We start from the raw sequence: 21,217 nt of genomic DNA on the forward strand, positions 1-21,217 counted from the left end.
CTCCTTATTTTACAAGATCAGCTAGCACTTTTGCGGCGTGGTCTTTGGCTTTTACGCTTTTATAAATTTTAGCGATCTTGCCATCTTTGCCGATCACAAAGGTGCTTCTAACGATACCAAGATACTCTTTGCCGTAGTTTTTCTTAACTTGCCAAACACCATAAAGCTTTGAAATTTCTTTATCCTCGTCGCTTAAGAGGATGTGCTTTAAATTTTGCTTTTCGATAAAGCCCGCATGCGACTTCACGCTATCTGGGCTAACGCCGATGATGACGGTGTCATTTTTGATAAATTGATCGTAGTTTGCGCTAAATTCACAAGCCTCAGTTGTGCAGCCAGGAGTGTTGTCCTTTGGGTAGAAGTAAAGCACTACATTTTTGCCCACAAAGTCTTTTAATGCGACCTTTACACCGTCTTGATTTAGCGCTTCAAACTCTGGCGCTTTATCGCCAACCTCAAGCGTTATCTTTCTTTCTAAGTCTGTTTTGCTAAATTCGCTCATTTTATCACCTTTCTCTTATCTTCTACACTTTCGCCACCTACGCCGATGTTGCTAGCATCATGAGTTTCTATGAAGATCATAACCGCCTCTTTTTTCTTGCCAAGTACTCTTACAAGCGTCTCAGTCACCTCTTTAAAAACTTGATCTTTTTGCTCTTTTGTCGGCTCTGGGCCTGCTATTTTGATATTAACATAAGGCATTTTTGCTCCTTTTTCAAGATGCAAAATATTAGCCAAAATGAGTGAAATTTCAGATTAAAGCCTTTATTTAAGAATTTGGCATTAAAATACAAAAACTTGTTACATAGGAGCAAAGGAGCAAAAAATGGACTACAACAAACATAACAAAGGCTTTGTTTGCTTTATGTACGGCTTTGGACGAAGCAGGATAGTTTATGCTGTTTTGATGGTTTTAGTCATATTTTTGCTTGGTTTTTTGACATTTGGCTCAAGTGCTCAAGCTGACATTTTAAATTTACAAATAGCCCTTAGTGTCATGCTTTGCGGGCTTTTACTCATCCTTGTAAATCCAAAAATTTTTATCATTAAGCTAATTGGCTATTTAATTTCACTTGCTGGCGTTATGATCGCTCTTCACAATGCAAATTTGCTAGGCGAAGGCTTTAGCTTATATTTTTACGCGAGCCTAGTTTTTGGTGCATTTATGATGCTCATGCTTCTTAGCTGGTTTGTTTACAACGCAAGAAGCAGCGAGATAAATGAAATTTAGTTCGCCACTCCCATAAGCACGCTTGTGTAGGTATTTTGCTTAGGCTCTGAGTTTGTTACATCATTTACATTTATGCGGCCAGCCTCAAGTCCAGCCTTGATGAGCGCTTCTTTTACTGTATTTGCACGCTCATTTGCAAGCTCAACTAGCTTTTCCTTATCCACTTCGATGATTTTTATTGCCTCTTCTCTTAAGGCTTTATCGCTTTTATCTTTAGCGTTTGGAACGAGAGAATTTAGCACAGTAATATAATCTTTACCACTTGAGGCGATTATTTGATTTATCTTTTGATCAAGCCTTTTTTCTTTAAAGTAGAGCACATCTATCTCGGAGTAAGTAGGTGTGATGCTAAGTTTCATCATAGGCTTTGCAGTAGTTAATTTTATAAAATCAGCTATTTTTGGTGCTTCTGAGCTTATTAGCTCGCTACTTCCAGCAAGAAAATCAATAGAACTAAGATCCTTGCTGCCAAGCCCTAGAGCATTACCTAAAAATCTAAACGGAGCTAACGTGATATCAGCAAAGAGCTTTTTAACAGCAGCCCAAATGACACCGCCATATTTAAAGTCAGGGTCGTCTAAATTTCCTTCAACTGGCAGGTCGATATTTATTTGATTATTTTGATCGCTTAATATCGATATAGCAAGCGAAAGTGGTAAATTTACAGCATCTTTTGAATCAACCTTTTCTCCAAGTGTGAGTGTGTCAAAATTTATAAGATTTGAGCCGTTTAGTTTTGAATCAACAACGCTATAATTTAGATTTAAATTTAACTTACCTTTTTTTATTTTATAGCCCAAAAATTGCCCACTATATGGCGTTATGTCGATTAGATCGATATCTTTAAAATCAAGCTTAATATCGGTATTTTGCTTTAACTCAAAAGGAAATAGTTTTGCTGTAATCTGAGAGAAGCCATTTTTGCCAACTACGCCTTTAAACTCACCCGAACTTGGACGTTTTTTATCGATGTCAGTTAGCTTGCCATTTAGATTTGAAATTTTCGTAGCAAATGGCATAAATAGTGACGCATCTGAAAAATCAACCTCGCCGTTGTTAAGTGAGAAATTTTTGATACTAAAATTTAGCTCGTCATCTTTTTTACTAGCTACCTTTTTGCTCTCAGCTTTTTGCTCACTTTGGGCTTTGCTTTTATCTTCTTTTACGATTTTGCTTAGATTAAATTCACGCTCTTTGCTTAGATGAGCCTTGATAAATGGCGAATTTAGAGCAACTCCAGTAATTTCAAGATTATCTTTAAAAAGTGAAATTTTATCTACATCTAAACTTTTAAATGCGATTAGCTTTTCTTTATTTTTATCATCTAATCTAATATCTTTTACACTAAGTTTTGCATCTGCTTTTATATCTTTTGCATAGTGAAGCTCGGCGTTTGCACTCATCTCTCCACTTGAAAGATCTGCCTCTAAAAATGGCTTTGCGTAGGCAAAATATTTTGGCAAATTTTTATCTTCAAGTTTGATTTTAGCAGTTATATCAAGAGGTTCAAGTTTGATCTTTGAGGTTAGGTCTAAATTTAGCTTTTGTGAGCTTTTCATATCCACTTTTGCGTCAAATGGCTTACTAAAATCGCTACTTAAATTTGCTATTTTTACAAACAAATTATCAAATTTATGAGCGATTTTCTCGCCTTCAAAAAGATGCGTCAAAGCGATACTAGCATTATTTACATTGATATTTTTTATATCAAATTTAAACTCATTTTCTTTGCTTTTTGAAACTGATGTATTCTCTTTTTTGGTTTTAGTGCTATGATTGGCTGTTTTTGCTGGCTCTTTCTCACCAAGTCCAAGCTGGTTTATCGCGCTTAAGCCGCTACCATTTAACTCTGAGTTAAATTTTGTTCTATTTACATCGATATTCTCGGCACTCAAAGCCATATTTAAAATATCAAATTTGATCGTTTTTGTAAGCACATCAGCGATATTTAAAATTTCTTTATTTTTTGCCTTTAAATTTATGCCATTTATACTAAGCTCATCAAGAGTTGCAAGGCTTTTATTGGTATCTTGAGTGAAGCTAATATTTGAGATTTTAGTCCCTGCCACATTTGCATTCGCATTTTTACTAAGCGGGGCATTGATGTCATCAAACGCTATTTTTTCAAGTGTTAGAGCTGTTTTGTTATTTGCTAAATTTGCATTTAGATTTGAGGCATTTATATCTTTTAGATTTACTAAATTTTTACTGGTTTCGTCTATTTTTAGGGTATTTGCATTTATGCTATTTAGTGCAGCTGTTGCATTTAGCTCACTTTTTTCATTTAAATTTGCTAAAAGCGAAATATCGTTTAAATTTAGTGATTTTAAGCTTGCTGTTATTACATTTTTAAATGATACATCGCTTAAATTTATGGTATTTAGATCTAATTTAGCATCTATCTTGTCTGCTATCTTACTTGATAGATCAAATTTTGGAAGCTCTAGCTCACCAAGACTTAGTTCGTTTTTGCCCTCATCTATGTTTAGTGATTTTATATTTAAAAAGCTATCCTTTAAATTTATATTTGTAGCGTTCTCGTCGGCAATTAAAGTGTAATTTATTCCTAAATTTATGACCGCATTTTTAAGATTTAGTGTGTCTTTATCGATAAAGCTAATCGCGACTGGATCGATACTAAAATCCTTTATGCTGATATTGCCCTCGATTTTTAGTGGATTTAGCTTGATATCGCCATTTAGATCGATCTTGTGAGCTAGAGTCGAGTTTGAGTCAAAAATATGGCTGCCTGCGCTATTTTTCTTCGTATTTAGCGAGCTTAGCTCGTAGTTTATATCATCAAAATTTACGTTAAATGGATTTGTTAAATTTTGATCGCTATATGAAAATGTGCCTTTGATGATTTTTGCGTTATTTAGGGCAAAATTTATAGAGCTAGTACTGTTATCTTCGGTAGTTGCGTTATCGTCGCTTATAAAATTACTAAAGTTAAATTTTGAATTTTTATCTCGTAAAATTTTGACATTTGGCTCTTGAAGCCTGAAAACATCAACTTCAACTAATTTTTTAAAGATAGAAAATGGCTTTAGCTTGACGTCGATTTGCTTTGTGCTAAAAAGTGGCGAAGTAGTGTTTAGTTCAGCATTTGTAGCATTTAGCTCAAAGGTAAAAGGATTAAATTTAGCACTTTCCACAAAAAGCGTTGCATTGTAGTCTTTTAGATACTTTGGAGCAATATTTTTGATAGCATAAGGAACACCAAAAAAGCCAAGAAGCGTGTAAATAAGCAAAAGTGAAACTAAACTTATACCTGAAATTAGGGCTATTTTTTTATTTTTATTCATTGTAAAATTTGCCTTGCTATTATCTAAAATAGGAGAGATTTTACTTCAAAAAAGGTTAAAAGATAGTTAGAAATTTAAAACTTCTATACTATAAATTTACATTTAGCTTAATAACACTTTTATGCGATTCGTATTACTATGCAGAAATATTTTTAAACAAAGGGGATGGTGATGAAGAGAATTTTGCTTGTCTTTTTTTTGTTGTTTGGTACTCTTTCTTATGCAAATGAAAATGCCGTTGTGGTCGCTATCGAGGAGCAAACACCTCGTATAAATCCACTCTATGATGAGGATCATGATCCTACGCTTTCGCTAGTTTTTTCTGGACTTACTAGCCACGATGAAAATAGCAACGTCGTGCCAGAGCTTGCGAAGTCTTGGCAAGTAAGCAACGATGGGCTGAAGTATATTTTTGAGCTAAGAGATGATGCCTTTTGGCATGATGGGGTAAAATTTAGCGCAAAGGACGTTAAATTTACTATCGAAGCGGCTCAAGATAAGAAGCTAAATGCGCCTGCTATCTCAAATTATGAAGTCGTAAAAAGCGTTGAAATTCTAGGGGATTATAAAGTAAAGATTACGCTTAATGAGCCGTTTCCGCCATTTCTTGACGCACTTAGTTTTGGTGTTTTGCCTGAGCACATTTTAAAAGGCAAAGATATCTCAACCGATAAATTTAACGACGCTCCCATTGGCACTGGCGCATATAAGCTAGTAAAATGGAAAAAAGATGAGAGCTTGGAATTCGCGGCAAATGAGAAATTTTACAAGGGTGAGCCAAAGATAAAAAGGGTATTTTTTAAAATTGTTGGTGATGAAAATTTAAGGCTCGTTGGGCTTAAAAGTGGTGAGATCGATGTCGCGCTCATCTCTCCAACTGGTGTAAATTTCATAAAAGATGATAAAAAATTAAGCTTGCTTAAGTTTAAAAGCGCGGATTATAGAGCTTTGATGTTTAACTTTAATGATCCTCTTTTTCAAGATAAAAATGTAAGAATCGCCCTAAACTACGCGGTAAATAAAGATGAGATAGTTAAAAAATTATTTCACGGATATGCAAGCGTGGCGAATAATCCGATAGAAAAAAGCTTTGCAAATGACAGCGAGTTTAAATTTAGCTACGATCCGCAAAAGGCTATGGAGCTGCTTGAAAAGAGTGGCTTTAAGAAAAACAAGGCTGGCTTTTTTGAAAAGGACGGCAAGGAGCTTGGCTTTGACATCTACGCCTTTAATAACGACATCTTAAGGGTTAATCTAGCCAAAATTTTAAGCAGTGAGCTAAATAAATTTGGCGTGAGAGCCAAAGCCTACGCAAAGCCAAGAACAGCCTTTAGTATAAGCGAGGTTGATAGCTTTATCATCGGCTGGGGAAGTCCGTTTGACCCAGATTTTCACACGTACAGGATCTTTGGTGGATTTGCTGATGTGAGTGTGAATGAAAATGGCTGGAATTTTAACCACTACAAGGACGCAAACGTCGACCTTGCCTTAAAAAATGCAAGATATACAAAGGATGTGGAGCTTAGGAAAAAATACTATAAAGAATTTCTAAAAGCGCTTCATAAAAACCCACCTTACATTTTTATAGCCTATCTTGACTATCCACTTGTGTTTAATAACAAAATTTCAGGCATAAAGACGCAAATTTTAGGTCACCATGGGGCTGGATTTTTATGGAACATAAGAGAGTGGCAAGTAAAATAATGGATAAAAACTTTGTTTAGAGCCATTTTAAAAACAGCGATCTCAAGCCTTGGATTACTGTTTTTCATCTCATTTTTTCTATTTTTGCTCATATATTTTTTGCCAGGAAACGTCACTGACGCGATATTTTTGCGAAGTGAAGCGCTAAGCGTTGCTATAAAAGAGCAAATTTTAGAAAATTTGGGGCTAAAAGATGGCTTTTTTGTGCAGTATTTTAGATGGCTGACTCACTTTGTGACAGGGGATTTTGGCACTAGCTTTGTAAGTGGGGCAAGCGTTTTTTTGCTCATTAAAGAGAGGCTTTTAAACTCACTTATTTTATTTTTTGCTTCGTTTTTTCTGATAGTTTTTTTATCATTTTTCTTAGGATTTTTAAGCGCCATTTATAAGAATAAATTTGCCGATATCTTTATAAATTTTAGCTCATTTTTACTGGCTTCACTGCCGCATTTTTACGTAGCTCTCGTGCTTATAGCGATCTTTAGTGTATATCTAAACGTGCTTCCAAGCTCTGGGGCAAACGAACTAGGATCTAGCGGCGTCGGAGCTAAATTTATCATCTTGCCAACGCTTGCCATCATTTTGCCACACCTTGGCGCAAACGTGAAATTTGTAAGAGACAGGCTAAATCAAAGCCTAAACGCTGATTTTATCCAGACAGCTCACGCTAGAGGTTTGGGGCGCGGCAAAATTTATCTCTTTGCCATAAAGCACGCAAGCACCGATATAGTCTATTATTTTGCAACCCTTGTGGCCGGCGTTTTTGCTGGATCATACGTCATCGAGAGCATTTTTTCATTTCCAGGCATAGGCAAGCTTAGCCTTGATGCGGTGATCGCCAAAGACTATCCAGTCGCACTTGCGACCATTTTGCTAACGGCTGTTTTTGTTGTTTTTGCAAATTTACTGGCTAAAATTTTCGCCATCTTGGCAGATAAAAGAAATTTATGAGAAAAGTCATATTTTTCTTAGCCTGTTTTGTCTTTTTAGCGCTTGTAACATTTGCTTTTGTGACGCCATTTTTTTCTAAATTTGAGCCAAATTTTACTGACTTTATGGCGGTAAATTTAGCCCCAAGTAGCGAGCACATCTTTGGCACTGATATCCTAGGCAGGGACAATCTCATAAGAGTTGCCTACGCACTTAAAAACTCGCTTCTTGTCTTACTGCTAGCTGGCTTTTTAACGACGCTTTTCTCGCTTATCTATGCCTATTTTGGCACGAGCAAGAGTAGAGTTTGTGAGAGCCTTTTTGATAAGGGGCTTGATGCCTTTTTAAGCATACCAAACATCGTTTTTATCATGCTTTTTAGCTCATTTAGTAGCGGAGATCTGCTTATAACCTCTTTTATCATCGCCATTTGTTCGTTTATGCAGGGCGCAAAAGTTTTTATGCAAAATTTAAGGCTTAATAAAAAGTGCGACTACGCCGAGCAAGCCGTCATAAATGGGGCTGGTAAATTTAGCCTGATCTGCTTTGAAATTTTGCCAAATTTAAAGCACCTTATAATTAGTATTTTTGGCATAAACGCGATAAATGCGGTCGTCATGGAGGCCACGCTTGGTTTTTTTGGCGTGGGCAGTGACGCAAACAAAATAAGCCTTGGCATCATGCTAAATGAGAGTAAAGAGGCGCTTTTCCTTGGCTCTTGGTGGATGGTACTTTTCCCTGGCGTGACGCTATTTTTGCTCATCCTTGTAACCTCGATCATCACATCAAATTCAAAAAATAGCAATATAAAAATATGATAGAGATTAAAAATTTAAACGTTTTTTATAAGGATAAGAAGCTTTTGTGTGAGCTTGATTTTGCCATGAGTGAGGGTAAATTTATAGGTATCACGGGTGCAAGTGGCAGTGGCAAATCGCTCTTTGCAAAGAGCCTAATAAGGCTTTTTGATGATGATTTTAGAGTGAGGGCGGATAATTTTAGCATTTATAAAAAAGATATCTTAAAACTTAGCCAAAATGAGCTAAAAGAGCACCGAAAAAAGGTTGCCGCGCTCATTTTTCAAAACTCCGTTGCTAGCCTTCATCCGCTCTTAAACGTGGGCGATCACTTTAATGCCTATCTTGGCGGCGATAATAAATCAAATAAAGAGCTTGCATTTAGCTATTTTAGGGAGTTTGGGCTAGATAATGCTAATCTCATCTGGCATAAATACTCATACGAGCTAAGTGGCGGTGAGGCGAGCCGTGTGCAGATCGCTCTTGCACTTTGCCTGAAGCCAAAAATTTTAGTCTGCGACGAGATAACAAGCGGGCTTGATAGCATTAGCGCTAGCCACGTGGCGGGCATCTTAGAGAGCCTAAAAGGCAAGATGAGCGTCATCTTTATCTCGCACGATGAGGCGCTAACAAATTATCTTAGTGATGAGATTTGGCAGATGAGAGATGGGCGGCTAAATTTAAAGGAAAATGCGTGAAAATCAGGCTTGAGAACGTCTCAAAAAGTTTAAGCTTTAAGGAGCATTTTAACGCTAAAGCTGAAGTGCTGCACCTTTTGGAGGGGATAAGTTGCGAGCTTGATGATGGCGAAAATTTAGCCATTTTGGGGCAAAGTGGCAGTGGCAAAAGCACGCTTGCAAAGCTTATATCATTTAGTGAGCCAAAAAGTGGGGGCAAAATTTACATAAACGATGAGGAGATCACAGATAAAAATGAGCTCAAAAAGGACATCAGATATATCTTGCAAAATCAAAAGCAAGCCCTAAATCCAGCGCTAAAAGTAAAAACCGCGATCGCTCACGTGAGGTCTTATCTTAAGCTTAGCTTTAGTGAAAATGAGCTTAAAGAGCTTTTAGCTAATTTAAATTTAAAAGATGAAATTTTAGAAAAATATCCATCTCAGCTAAGTGGTGGCGAGGCGACAAGGGTTGGGATATTGCTGGCACTACTCTCAAAACCAAAAATTTTGATCTGTGACGAGATAACAAGCGGGCTTGATAACGAGACAAAGCAAAAGATCATAAATTTGCTTTTAAGCTTAGATGAAAAAATCAGCATAATTTTTATCACGCACGATATTTTAAGTGCGATTAAGATAGCACAAAAAGTGCTAATAATCGAATCTGGCAAGCAGGTGGCGTGGGGTAAATTTGATGATCTTGAAAGCCAAAATGTCCTTAAAAAATACCTCGATGCTGCAAAAATTTATAAAAATAATCTTTGATATAATGCAAGCAAAAAAAGGTTAAATTTTGTTAGTTCACATCTGCTGCTCGGTCGATAGCCACTACTTTTTACAGCGCTTACAAAAAGACTTCCCAAATGAACGAATAGTCGGCTATTTTTATGACCCAAACATACATCCATATAGCGAATTTTTACTGCGTTTTGAGGATGTAAAACGAAGCTGTGAGAAGCTAGGCATCGAGCTAATATGCGGCGAATACGACTACGAAGCGTGGCTTGGCGGTACAAAGGGGCTTGAAGATGAGCCAGAAAAGGGCAAAAGGTGCGAATACTGCTTTGATTTTCGTATGAAAGACTCCGCTAAAAAGGCACTTGAGCTAGGACTTAATAAGATCACGACGACGCTTTTGATGAGCCCAAAAAAGGACTTTACTCAGCTCAAAAAGGCGCTTGATGAGGCGGTGGCTGGCTCAAATTTAGAAGCCGTTGCGGTTGATTATAGAAAAAATGGCGGCACAAGCGAGCAGTTTATCCTCGCTAAAAAGGACAAACTCTATCACCAAAACTACTGCGGCTGCGTCTTTGCGCTAAAAAAACAGCGCGACTCGCAAAATTTACCCCAAAGTGAGCTAATGAGCGAGCTTCATGCAAGGGCACTTTATGGTAGCATTGAGGCGAGACTTGAGCTTTATAAAAAGGTGCGCCTTTGCGAGGCGAGAGGGGAGAAATTTCACCTTTTTAGAAGGCGATTTTTAAACTATAGACTTTTGCGCGCTAGTGTTAAATTTCAAAATGCTGTGGTGTCAAGCTACTTTGTGCTCTACTCTGGCTTTAAAAGAGAGAGCTTAAAGCTAAATATAGAGCGCGACTGCGAGATCGATGATGAGCTAAAAGAGGGCGCAATACTTATGAGCATAGAGTGCTTTAATAAATTTATAAATAGCAAATTTAAAAGCGTTGATGAGCTTTGTAAAAGGCCGCTTGAGCTTGGCGCTGAGATGAAATTTCGTAGGCAGATATGCGGGGAGTTTTCGCAAAATCCTATCATCATCTTAGACGAGGTCAAAAAGGGCAGCTACGAAATTTACGCAAAGGCTATTTTTTATAACGACAGCGAAGAAATTTTGGTTTTAGACTAAGAGGTTAGTTTATAAAATTTATCTTAAAGCAGTGAATTAAATTTTTGCTACATAAGGCGAAATTTAGAGATTTTTAAAAGAGGCTAATAATTTTTTTCTTAGTATAAATTTGTTACAATCGCCACAAATTTACATTACTAAGGCTAAAACGTGATAGACGTCGTAGAAATTCAAAAAATTCTTCCACATAGATTTCCATTTTTGCTTATCGACAGAGTTGTCGAGCTAGAGCCAGCTAAGAATATCGTCGCTTATAAAAATGTAACCATTGGTGAGCCGATATTTCAGGGGCACTTCCCAGGTCACCCGATCTATCCTGGCGTGATGATCATTGAAGGCATGGCACAAGCTGGTGGCGTGCTAGCGTTTAAGAGTATGAGCGACGAGCATCAGGCTGGTATCGAGAATAAAGTGGTTTATTTTATGAGCATAGACGGAGCGAAATTTCGCCATCCAGTCCGCCCTGGAGATAGACTAGAGTATAGACTAAATGTATTAAAACACAAGGGAAATATCTGGGTGCTTGAAGGCAAGGCATACGTAGATGACGCACTTTGCGCTGAGGCTGAGCTAAAAGCGATGATAGTCGATAAATAGGCTTTAAGAAAAAGAGAGACAATGAAAAATATCCACCAAACAGCAGTTATAGAAGATGGAGCGATCATTGGAGATGACGCAAATATCGAGGCTTACGCATTTGTGAGTAAAGATGCGGTCCTTGGCAACAACGTCACGATAAAACAAGGCGCAAGGGTGCTTGGCAAGACGAGGATCGGCGATAACTCTCGTGTATTTAGCTACGCGATCGTGGGCGACATCCCGCAAGATATCAGCTATAAAGATGAGGTCGATACTGGCGTCATCATCGGCGAGCATGCAACTATACGTGAGTTTTGCACGATAAACTCAGGCACGCACAAGGGCGATGGTATAACAAGGATCGGCGATAACGCCTTTATCATGGCATATTCTCACATCGCACACGACTGCATAATAGGCAGCAATGTCATTTTGGCAAATAACGCAACTCTAGCAGGCCACGTCGAGCTTGGCGACTACGCTGTTGTGGGCGGTCTTACGCCTATTCATCAGTTTGTTAGAGTAGGGGAAAGCTGCATGGTCGCAGGGGCTAGTGCGCTCAGTCAAGATGTAGTGCCATTTTGCCTAGCTGAGGGCAACAGAGCCTATATAAGAAGCTTAAATTTAGTTGGCATTAGGCGTAGATTTGACAAAGAGCAGGTTGAAGAGCTTGTTCGCGCTTATAAATTTTTGTTTAATCAAGGCATCAGCCTAAAAGATCAAGCAAATGAGCTGATCGCAAAAACCAGCGATGAAAATGTTAAAAAAATGTGTAAATTTATATTAGAAACGACAAGAGGAATTCCGCTTGCAAAAGGAAGAGATTAATGGCTAGAAAGTGTAATTTTTGTGGAGAGGCAGAGTCTGCTGAGAGAAGATTACTCGCTGATATCGAAGGAAATGCCTATATATGCGAGTACTGCATAGCAGCCGCATACGATATGATACATGGAGATACTAGCGTAGAAGAGAGTAAAAATGACGAAACGATAGAGTATCAAAAGCTCACACCAAAGGAGCTAAAAGCGGTACTTGATAACTATGTGATCGGTCAAGATAGGGCTAAAAAGGTCTTTAGTGTCGGCGTATATAACCACTATAAGAGAATTTTTAAACAAAGCGACATCAAAGACGATACTGAAATTTCAAAATCAAACATCTTGCTTGTTGGCCCAACTGGAAGCGGCAAGACATTGATGGCTCAGACTTTGGCAAGATTTCTTGATGTGCCTATCGCAATTTGTGATGCCACAAGCCTAACTGAGGCTGGATATGTCGGTGAGGACGTTGAAAATATCCTTACTAGGCTTTTACAAGCTGCAAATGGCGATGTAAAAAAGGCGGAGCAAGGTATTGTCTTTGTAGATGAGATCGATAAGATCGCTAGAATGAGTGAAAATAGAAGCATCACAAGAGACGTTTCGGGTGAAGGCGTACAACAAGCACTATTAAAGATAATCGAAGGAAGCGTCGTGAACATCCCACCAAAAGGTGGCAGAAAGCATCCAAACCAAGACTTCATCCAGATAGATACGACAAATATCTTGTTTGTTTGCGGTGGTGCATTTGACGGACTTCTTGATATTATAGAGAGAAGAGTTGGTAAAAACGTACTTGGATTTAACCAAGAAAAACGTGGCAAAAATGAAAAAGAAAATTTACTAAGCCTACTTGAGCCAGACGATCTTGTAAGATATGGCCTCATTCCAGAGCTTATTGGCAGACTTCACGTAGTAGCTACTTTAAACGAGATAACAAAAGAAGATATGGTTAAAATTTTAACCGAGCCAAAAAATGCGATATTAAAACAATACCAAAAGCTTTGTGCGATTGATGGTGCTACGCTTAAATTTGATGATGAAGCGCTTGAAGAGATAGCAAGTCTGGCTATTGAGAGAAAGACTGGAGCCAGAGGGCTTAGAAGTATAATGGAAGAGCTTATGACAGACATAATGTATGAGCTACCAGAGTTAAAAGAGTATGATATTGTTATCTCAAAAGAGACAGTAAAAGATAAGGCAAAGCCAATTTTAATAAAGCACGATAAGAAAATAGCGTAAAGGAAATAGATGTTTTTAGATCAGGTTATAGGTTTTTTCTCAAGTGATATGGGCATAGATCTCGGTACGGCAAATACACTTGTTTTGGTAAAAGATAAAGGCATAATAATAAATGAACCTTCTGTTGTTGCAGTAAGGCGTGAGAAATATGGCAAACAAAAAATTTTAGCGGTCGGACATGCTGCAAAAGAGATGGTAGGAAAAACTCCAGGCGATATCGAGGCGATAAGGCCGATGAGAGATGGCGTTATTGCGGATTTTGATATGACTGAGCGTATGATACGCTATTTTATAGAAAAGACTCATAAAAGAAAAAGCTTTTTACGCCCAAGGATCATCATCTCAGTTCCTTATGGACTTACTCAGGTCGAAAGAAAAGCTGTTAGAGAAAGTGCTTTAAGTGCTGGAGCAAGAGAAGTATTTTTGATCGAAGAGCCTATGGCAGCAGCGATTGGCGCAAATTTACCAGTTCGTGAGCCACAAGGTAACCTAGTGGTTGATATCGGTGGTGGTACGACTGAGATTGGTGTCGTCTCGCTTGGTGGTCTAGTTATTTCAAAATCAATCCGCACAGCTGGCGATAAGATCGATATTAGCATTGTTAATTACATAAAAGAGAAATATAACTTACTAATAGGTGAGCGAACTGGCGAGGAGATAAAGATCGCCGTAGGTTCTGCCGTGCAACTTGAAAAAGAGCTAAGCGTAGTGGTAAAAGGTCGCGACCAGGTAAGTGGTCTTTTAAGTAGAGTCGAACTAACAAGCGAAGATGTGAGAGAGGCGATGAGAGAACCGCTAAAAGAGATCGCAGATGCGCTTAAAACCGTGCTTGAGATGATGCCACCTGATCTTGCGGGCGATATCGTGGAGACTGGTATCGTACTAACTGGTGGTGGAGCACTTATTAGAGGACTTGATAAATTTTTATCTGATATCGTTAAACTTCCAGTTTTTGTAGCAGATGAGCCACTTCTCGCGGTTGCTAGAGGAACTGGCAAGGCACTTGAAGAGATTGGGCTTTTACAACAGCTGACAAATGAAGAGTAAGATTGTTCTTTTTGTTTTTATAGCATTGCTTGCTACGGCCTCAGTTTTTAAGGGAGAAATTTTAGGTAATCTTTCTATTGGGTTTAGTAACTATGCTACGAATTCATACGACAATTTTGCTAAAAGCGTGAAAGACTATATAAACGAATATTTTAGGCAGGCTAGTGAGATAGAAAAACTAAGAGCGCAAAATGAAGAGCTAGAGCGCTCAGCCACGCTTCTTTCTACTTTTGCAAACGAGCTAAATCAAATTTTAAAAGATAAAAACTCAACTGCCTACGCCCCAGCTGTAAAGCTTGTAAAAGGGCTTAGCTACGTGCATATCGGGGATTATAATAAAATTTGGATAAGTGAGTTTGAAGGATACGACCCAAATAAAATTTATGGACTCATCTATCAAGGAAATAGCGCTGGCATCGTCATCGCAAAAGATGGCAAGCCACTAGCTTACTTGCAAAATGATCCAAAAAGTATATTTGCGGTTTACATAGGAAATGACAAAATTCCAGGCGTCGCGCATGGAAATCAAGGCCAAATAATGGTGAAATTTATCCCACAATGGCTCAGCCCAAAAGAGGGCGATGAGGTCTTTACGAGCGGGCTTGATGGGATATTTTTTAGTGGAGTGCCAGTAGGGCGCGTGAGTAAAATTTTAAAAGAGAGCTCCTATCAAAGCGTGATAGTTGAGCCTTATGTGAAGCTAAATATACCAAACTACCTATACGTTGTTACAAAGGAAAAATAATGCCAAAAAGAACAGACATAAATACCATTTTGCTAATCGGCTCAGGCCCTATCGTCATCGGTCAAGCCTGCGAATTTGACTACTCAGGCACGCAAGCAGCCAAGACGCTAAAGGAGCTTGGATACCGCGTAGTGCTTATCAACTCAAACCCAGCCACCATCATGACTGACCCAAATTTTGCCGATGCAACGTATATAGAGCCGATCACAAAAGAGAGCATTTTAAGGATCATCGAAAAAGAAAATATTGACGCTATCTTGCCAACAATGGGCGGTCAAGTGGCGCTAAATGCCGCTATGGAGGTCTTTGAGAGCGGCCTTTTAAAGGATGTCAAATTTCTTGGTGCAAACCCAGAAGCGATAAAAAAGGGCGAAGATAGACAAATTTTTAAAGCGACCATGCAAAAGATCGGCATGGACCTGCCTGAGAGTAGATATGCTTATAACATGGATGACGCGCTAAATGCAGCAAATGAGATAGGCTTCCCACTAATAATAAGAGCTAGCTATACGCTTGGTGGTGCAGGAAGCGGCGTGGCTTATAATATGGATGAGTTTAAAGAGCTAGCCAACACCGGCCTTGACGCAAGCCCAATACATGAAATTTTGATAGAAGAGAGCCTGCTTGGCTGGAAAGAGTACGAGATGGAAGTCATTAGAGATAGAAATGACAACTGCATCATCGTCTGCTCGATCGAAAATTTCGACCCAATGGGCGTGCATACAGGCGATAGCATCACGGTCGCACCGGCCTTAACGCTCACAGATAAGGAGTATCAAGCTATGCGTGACGCTAGCTTTGCCATACTTCGTGAGATTGGCGTTGATACGGGCGGCAGTAACGTGCAGTTTGCCATAGATCCAAAAACTGGCCGCATGATCGTTATCGAGATGAACCCACGTGTTAGCCGAAGCTCAGCGCTAGCAAGTAAGGCTACTGGCTATCCTATCGCAAAGGTCGCGACTCTACTTGCAGTTGGTTTTAGTTTAGATGAGATCAAAAATGACATCACTGGCACGCCTGCTAGCTTTGAGCCGGTGATCGACTACATTGTGACAAAGATCCCACGCTTTACATTTGAGAAATTTCCAGGATCAAACCCATATCTAGGCACCGCGATGAAGTCAGTTGGCGAGGTGATGGCGATAGGTAGGACATTTAAAGAGAGTATCCAAAAGGCGCTTTGCAGCCTAGAGCGCGACCTTTGCGGATTTAATAGCCTTAGCCTAGAGAAAAATGCCTTGGTTTATGGCATCAGAAATGCAAACGAGCAGAGAATTTTATATATTGCGCAGGCATTTAGAGATGGATTTAGCGTAGCTGAGGTGCATGAGTTTAGCAAGATCGATCCTTGGTTTTTGGAGCAAATTTATGAGATAGTTAAATTTGAAGATAAGATCGACATGGATATCTTAAACAACGAGGAGCTACTGCGAGAGGCTAAAAGCATGGGCTTTTCAGACAAGATGATAGCTGTGCTTATAAATGAAAAAGACGATCTTGAGCTTAGTCAAAATGATATCTATTTTGCTAGACAAAAGCTTGGCATCGAGCTTGAATACAATGAGGTTGATACTTGCGCAGGTGAGTTTAAGGCACTAACTCCGTATCTTTACTCAACCACAAATATCACTAAATTTCCTAAAAAAGAGCTAGCAAAAGACGCTAAAAAGGTGATGATAATAGGTGGCGGTCCAAATAGGATCGGTCAGGGTATAGAGTTTGACTACTGCTGCGTGCATGCAAGCTACGCCCTAAGAGACCTTGGCATAAAAACGATAATGTACAACTGCAACCCAGAAACCGTCTCAACCGACTACGACACGAGCGATATTTTGTATTTTGAGCCGATTGATTTTGAGCATGTTAGATCAGTCATCGAGCGTGAAAAGCCAGACGGCGTGATCGTGCATTTTGGCGGCCAAACTCCGCTTAAATTCGCAAAACGCCTAAGCGTGATCGGCGCTAAGATCATCGGCACAACTGCAAGAGTGATCGATGTGGCCGAGGATAGAAAGAAATTTAGTGAATTTATAAATAAAATAGGCGTCCTTCAACCTAAAAATGACACTGCCACTAGCTTAGAGGAAGCCTTACAAAAGGCCGCAAATATCGGCTATCCAGTGCTAGTTCGTCCAAGCTACGTCCTTGGCGGTAGGGCGATGAGAAGGGTACACAACGAGAGCGAACTAAAAGAGTATATGAGTGAAGCGGTCAAAGTTAGCAATCACTCGCCAGTACTACTTGATAAATTTTTACAAGATGCAAAAGAGCTTGATGTAGATGCGATATGTGACGGCAAAGAGGTCTATATCGGCGCGATAATGGAGCACATTGAGGAGGCTGGAATTCACTCTGGCGACTCAGCTTGCATATTGCCACCGATGAGCTTAGGCGAAGAAATGATAAAAAAAGTGGAGAAGCAAACCAGAGATATCGCGCTAAATTTAGGCGTCGTCGGCCTTATGAATATCCAGTTTGCCATCTATGAAAACGAGCTTTATATGATCGAGGTAAATCCTCGCGCGAGCAGGACCGTACCGTTTGTGAGCAAGGCTACTGGCGTGCCTATGGCAAAGGTAGCGACAAGAGTTATGTGGCAAAGAAATTTACGTGAGGCGCTTAAATTTTATGATGATTATAGAGTTGTTTATGAGGACGGCGACATCTTAAAACCTCGCGTAAGCTCGCATATTTGCGTAAAAGAGTGCGTGTTGCCGTTTAATAAGCTAAGTGGCGCCGATCTCATCCTTGGTCCTGAGATGAAGAGTACGGGTGAAGTAATGGGCATAAGTCACGATTTTGCAAGCTCATTTGCAAAGAGTCAGATTGCTGCGAGCAATACTTTGCCAAGCAAGGGTAGGGTCTTTTTAACGCTAGCTGACGCTGATAAATCTTACGCACCTGATCTTGCGAGAGAGCTAATAGCGCTTGGCTTTAGCATCATAGCAACTGGCGGTACACATAAAATTTTAAGCGAGGCTGGTGTGGAGGCCGAGTTTGTCTATAAGATAAGCGAGGGCAGACCAAACGTCGAAGATAGGCTCAAAAACGGCGACATCGCACTTGTTATAAATACAAGCGATACAAAATCAAGCGTGGATGATGGTAAAAAGATCCGTCAAAACGTGCTTAGATTTAAAATTCCATATTTTACAACGATCCGTGCAGCACTCGCAGCTGCTAAGTCGCTAAGCTCAGTTCAAACTGGCAAAGCACTTGAAGTAAAAAGCTTGCAAGAGTATTTATCTAAAAAATAATAAATTTAAGGCAGTTTAGCTTATAGCTAAACTGTTTTTAAAGTATTGTTGGAAGTAATAGATGTCCATATATGGTATTTTGCTTTGAATTTTAGTCTAGCTTTCATCAATCTAGTAATATTAAAGCTTATGTTTAATATAATCTCACTCAAAAGGAGAGATTATGAAAATTTTAAATGCTTTTTTTACGGGTATTATATTTGTCCTTGCTCCTATTTTTACGCTATTTGTTGGAATTTACAACAACTACTTTTCTTACTATGGCATAAGCGAGTATTTTAATGTTATTTTTGTTGATAACGTGCCTTTCTTATGGCTTTTACCCGTATTTTTTATATTTGGGTATTGCTTTTTTTACGCGTCTTTTAGAAAAATTTTTAGAGCCTTTTATTTAGTTTTGCTGATAGTTTGTGCTTTTAGTTGGTATCCTGACTTTGGACGCACTTTAGGAGAGAATTATTTTATGAGCAAATCGCTATCTTTAGATATCTCATCAAATTTAGAAAATGAGCAAAAGACTGATGGAAAGATACTTTATGAAGGACGAAGAGAAATTTATTTTTTAAGAAGCGATAATAATAAAGTCGTTAAAATTTCAAAGTAAAGTTTTACCTTTATTTAGTTAAAATGGCATAAAAATTTAAAGGTTTAAAATGCGTTTAAAACTCCCACACGTTCCGTATATTTCACATAAAATAGCAATAGATCTTCTAAATTGTGGTTTCGTAAGATTAAATAAAGGCATTGAGCCAATCGTATCAAAAACAAGCGAAATTTTAACAGTCGATATTCAAAAAGAAAGAGCTTTAGATGAGCGAGTAAATGAGCTTTTGGAGAAAAATGAAGATGAGATGCAAACTATGCAAATTGACCGCAAAAATATGTTTTGGCTCGTTAAAAAGAAGCTCGCAGGCGAATTTGATGTAATCTTAACCCACGAAGATAGATTTAGCAATATCGCTCACAAAGTGCTTGAAACTATTTGGAAGAGCGGTCTTGTTGATTATAATGTATCTGAAAATCGCGTAAAAAATGTGATTTATAACTCAATAGACGAGTACTTAAAAAGCTATGAGAAGATAGAAGATGATGTTTATGAAATGATACAAAATTATAAACATAAGCTAATCCCAGGAACTGATGAATATGATCTTATCTTTGAGCGTTTGTATCAAGATGAGCTTAAAAAAAGAGGCATGCTTTAATGAAAGCTTACATTTATATTGAAAATGGTGTTTTTTTAGAAGCAAAAGCTTTTGGTGCTCACGGCGAGTGTGCAGGTGAGCTCGTTTTTAATACCTCGATGACTGGCTACGAAGAGATCATGAGCGATCCAAGCTATGCTGGTCAGTTTATCGTCTTTACTATGCCAGAAATAGGCATAGTAGGTATAAATGAAGACGATATGGAGAGTCTTAGAATTCATGCAAGTGGCGTTATAATGAGAAGCTACAATGAAATTCCATCAAACTACCGCTCACAAAAATCTTTGGGAAAATTTTTCGAAGAGCAAGGTAAATTTGGCGTTTATGACGTTGATACTAGATATCTTACAAAGATGCTACGTGACGAGGGTGCGCTTATGGCCTATATATCAACGCAGATAAGTGACAAAGATGAGCTAAAACGCAGGCTTGAAAGTAGCGGCCGTATCGAAAATATAAACTACGTAAAAACAGTTAGTGCGATGGATGAATATGAGCACAAAAAAGGTGCATGGGATAGAAATTTAAAGTCATATAAGCCGCTAAAAAGTATTGGTAAAAAGATAGCTGTTTTTGACTTTGGCGTAAAGAGAAATATCTTAAACGAGCTATGTGAAACTGGTCTTGAAGTCATCGTTGTACCACACGATACTAAGGCTGAAATTTTGATAGAAAAATTTAAAAATGGCGAGATAAATGGGGTATTTTTATCAAATGGTCCTGGTGAGCCAAAAAATTTAAAGGCTGAAATAGGCGAGATCAAAAAGATGATTGAGGCTAGGATACCTATATTTGGCATCTGTCTTGGACATCAGTTACTCTCAAACGCCTTTGGGTACGAGACATATAAGCTTAAATTTGGTCAGCACGGAGCAAATCATCCTGTACTAAATTTAGAAACCAGGGCGATCGAGATAACAACGCAAAATCACAATTACAACGTACCAGAGAGCATCGCAGAAGTGGCAGTTGTGACACATAGAAATTTATTTGACAACACAATCGAAGGCGTGAGATACAAAGACTATCCGATCTTTTCGGTCCAGCACCACCCAGAAGCAAGTGGTGGTCCAAGCGAGAGTAAATATATATTTAAGCAGTTTTTAGAAATTTTATAAGATGCAAAATATAAACCTTTACATGATTGTCTCAGTTGCATTTTTAAGTAGCTTTAGTCATTGTGTAGGTATGTGCAGCGGATTTTTGAGCCTACAGACTCTATTTTTTAAAGGCAAAAGCAAGAGAGAAATTCTAATGCTAAGTACGCTTTATAGTCTAGCTAGAATTTTTGCTTATGTGGTTTTAGGAGCTTTGTTTGGTGCCTTTGGAGCGGCCATTAGCTTTGGCTTGCAAGCAAGAGGTCTTATATTTTTTATAGTTGGCTTAGTGATTGCGTTTATCGGCATTGCCTTACTTTTTAGGGGTGAGCTTTTAAAATTTGTAGAGAATCAAAAGGCGCTTAATTTTGTAGTAAGAATTGCAAAAACGAGGATTCAAAAGAAAAATTTAACAAATTTTTTATTACTTGGTTTTTTAAATGGCTTTTTGCCTTGTGGTGTGGTTTATTATTTTTTGGCACTTGGGATTTTAAGTGCAAATTTTATTGATTCGGCTTTTATAATGCTTGTATTTGGTCTTTGTACATTGCCAGCTATGCTTTTAGCTAGCTTGGTATTTGGGATTTTAAATAAAAAATTTAAAGACATAATGTTTAAGATTTCGGCTAGCATAATGATAATAAATGGAATTTATCTATCATTTTTAGGATATAGAGCAAATGCCTAAGATAGAAAAATAAGAGAAATAAT

Annotated in this window: 20 protein-coding genes; 17 read left to right on the forward strand and 3 right to left on the reverse strand. The window is 38.5% G+C overall.

The window, feature by feature from the left end:
• Positions 1-4: 4 nt before the first annotated feature.
• The gene (bcp, locus tag G6W45_RS00200; RefSeq protein WP_194167129.1) at positions 5-502 is read right to left on the reverse strand and encodes a thioredoxin-dependent thiol peroxidase; all 498 of its coding nucleotides are present in this window, start codon (positions 500-502) and stop codon (positions 5-7) included.
• Positions 499-702 (reverse strand): tautomerase family protein, encoded by a 204-nt coding sequence (locus G6W45_RS00205; protein WP_085657868.1) that lies wholly within the window; start codon positions 700-702, stop codon positions 499-501. The genes bcp and G6W45_RS00205 overlap by 4 nt, the downstream gene beginning before the upstream one ends.
• 124 nt (positions 703-826) lie before the next feature.
• Between G6W45_RS00205 and G6W45_RS00210 the strand changes: the two genes are divergently transcribed.
• The gene (locus G6W45_RS00210; protein ID WP_194167130.1) at positions 827-1,231 is read left to right on the forward strand and encodes a hypothetical protein; all 405 of its coding nucleotides are present in this window, start codon (positions 827-829) and stop codon (positions 1,229-1,231) included.
• Here the strand turns inward: G6W45_RS00210 and G6W45_RS00215 are convergent.
• Complete coding sequence (locus tag G6W45_RS00215; RefSeq protein ID WP_194167131.1) at positions 1,228-4,536, reverse strand: DUF748 domain-containing protein; 3,309 nt, start codon at positions 4,534-4,536, stop codon at positions 1,228-1,230. The genes G6W45_RS00210 and G6W45_RS00215 overlap by 4 nt on opposite strands.
• Positions 4,537-4,707: 171 nt before the next feature.
• Between G6W45_RS00215 and G6W45_RS00220 the strand changes: the two genes are divergently transcribed.
• The 16 genes from G6W45_RS00220 to G6W45_RS00295 all read left to right on the forward strand — a co-directional run bounded on the left by G6W45_RS00220 (position 4,708) and on the right by G6W45_RS00295 (position 21,194).
• Entirely contained in the window at positions 4,708-6,240 is a 1,533-nt protein-coding gene (locus tag G6W45_RS00220) for an ABC transporter substrate-binding protein (protein ID WP_194167132.1), read from the forward strand.
• Between the two features lie 12 nt (positions 6,241-6,252).
• Positions 6,253-7,191: an ABC transporter permease gene (locus G6W45_RS00225; RefSeq protein ID WP_103640564.1), complete on the forward strand. Its 939-nt coding sequence runs from the start codon at positions 6,253-6,255 to the stop codon at positions 7,189-7,191.
• Positions 7,188-7,988 carry an ABC transporter permease gene (locus G6W45_RS00230; protein WP_194167133.1) on the forward strand — a complete coding sequence of 267 codons (801 nt, stop codon included), beginning with the start codon at positions 7,188-7,190 and terminating at the stop codon, positions 7,986-7,988. Before G6W45_RS00225 ends, G6W45_RS00230 begins: the two co-directional genes overlap by 4 nt.
• Complete coding sequence (locus G6W45_RS00235; RefSeq protein ID WP_194167134.1) at positions 7,985-8,665, forward strand: ATP-binding cassette domain-containing protein; 681 nt, start codon at positions 7,985-7,987, stop codon at positions 8,663-8,665. Before G6W45_RS00230 ends, G6W45_RS00235 begins: the two co-directional genes overlap by 4 nt.
• A complete protein-coding gene (locus G6W45_RS00240; protein ID WP_194167135.1) occupies positions 8,662-9,411 on the forward strand; it encodes an ATP-binding cassette domain-containing protein in 750 nt (249 codons plus the stop codon). The genes G6W45_RS00235 and G6W45_RS00240 overlap by 4 nt, the downstream gene beginning before the upstream one ends.
• A 28-nt stretch (positions 9,412-9,439) precedes the next feature.
• Positions 9,440-10,513: an epoxyqueuosine reductase QueH gene (locus G6W45_RS00245; RefSeq protein ID WP_194167136.1), complete on the forward strand. Its 1,074-nt coding sequence runs from the start codon at positions 9,440-9,442 to the stop codon at positions 10,511-10,513.
• A 150-nt stretch (positions 10,514-10,663) separates the two neighbouring features.
• Positions 10,664-11,110, forward strand: coding sequence for a 3-hydroxyacyl-ACP dehydratase FabZ (gene fabZ / locus G6W45_RS00250; RefSeq protein ID WP_021091063.1), 447 nt, complete (start codon positions 10,664-10,666; stop codon positions 11,108-11,110).
• Between the two features lie 21 nt (positions 11,111-11,131).
• A complete protein-coding gene (gene lpxA / locus G6W45_RS00255; protein ID WP_009295380.1) occupies positions 11,132-11,920 on the forward strand; it encodes an acyl-ACP--UDP-N-acetylglucosamine O-acyltransferase in 789 nt (262 codons plus the stop codon).
• Positions 11,920-13,152, forward strand: coding sequence for an ATP-dependent Clp protease ATP-binding subunit ClpX (clpX, locus tag G6W45_RS00260; RefSeq protein WP_021090629.1), 1,233 nt, complete (start codon positions 11,920-11,922; stop codon positions 13,150-13,152). The genes lpxA and clpX overlap by 1 nt, the downstream gene beginning before the upstream one ends.
• A 9-nt stretch (positions 13,153-13,161) precedes the next feature.
• The gene (locus tag G6W45_RS00265; RefSeq protein ID WP_021090637.1) at positions 13,162-14,199 is read left to right on the forward strand and encodes a rod shape-determining protein; all 1,038 of its coding nucleotides are present in this window, start codon (positions 13,162-13,164) and stop codon (positions 14,197-14,199) included.
• Positions 14,189-14,944, forward strand: coding sequence for a rod shape-determining protein MreC (gene mreC / locus G6W45_RS00270; protein ID WP_194167137.1), 756 nt, complete (start codon positions 14,189-14,191; stop codon positions 14,942-14,944). The genes G6W45_RS00265 and mreC overlap by 11 nt, the downstream gene beginning before the upstream one ends.
• Complete coding sequence (carB, locus tag G6W45_RS00275) at positions 14,944-18,204, forward strand: carbamoyl-phosphate synthase large subunit (RefSeq protein ID WP_194167138.1); 3,261 nt, start codon at positions 14,944-14,946, stop codon at positions 18,202-18,204. The genes mreC and carB overlap by 1 nt, the downstream gene beginning before the upstream one ends.
• A 163-nt stretch (positions 18,205-18,367) precedes the next feature.
• On the forward strand, positions 18,368-18,808 hold the full coding sequence (locus G6W45_RS00280) for an isoleucyl-tRNA synthetase (protein WP_072593936.1): 441 nt from the start codon (positions 18,368-18,370) through the stop codon (positions 18,806-18,808).
• Positions 18,809-18,857: 49 nt separating this feature from the next.
• Positions 18,858-19,409: a DUF507 family protein gene (locus tag G6W45_RS00285; protein WP_194167139.1), complete on the forward strand. Its 552-nt coding sequence runs from the start codon at positions 18,858-18,860 to the stop codon at positions 19,407-19,409.
• Entirely contained in the window at positions 19,409-20,527 is a 1,119-nt protein-coding gene (gene carA / locus G6W45_RS00290) for a glutamine-hydrolyzing carbamoyl-phosphate synthase small subunit (RefSeq protein ID WP_194167140.1), read from the forward strand. Before G6W45_RS00285 ends, carA begins: the two co-directional genes overlap by 1 nt.
• Before the next feature lie 22 nt (positions 20,528-20,549).
• Positions 20,550-21,194, forward strand: a complete 645-nt coding sequence (locus G6W45_RS00295) for a sulfite exporter TauE/SafE family protein (RefSeq protein WP_194167633.1) — start codon at positions 20,550-20,552, stop codon at positions 21,192-21,194.
• Positions 21,195-21,217: the final 23 nt, after the last annotated feature.

Source organism: Campylobacter concisus (assembly GCF_015229955.1).
In the GTDB taxonomy this organism is placed as follows: Bacteria; Campylobacterota; Campylobacteria; order Campylobacterales; family Campylobacteraceae; genus Campylobacter_A; species Campylobacter_A concisus_AT.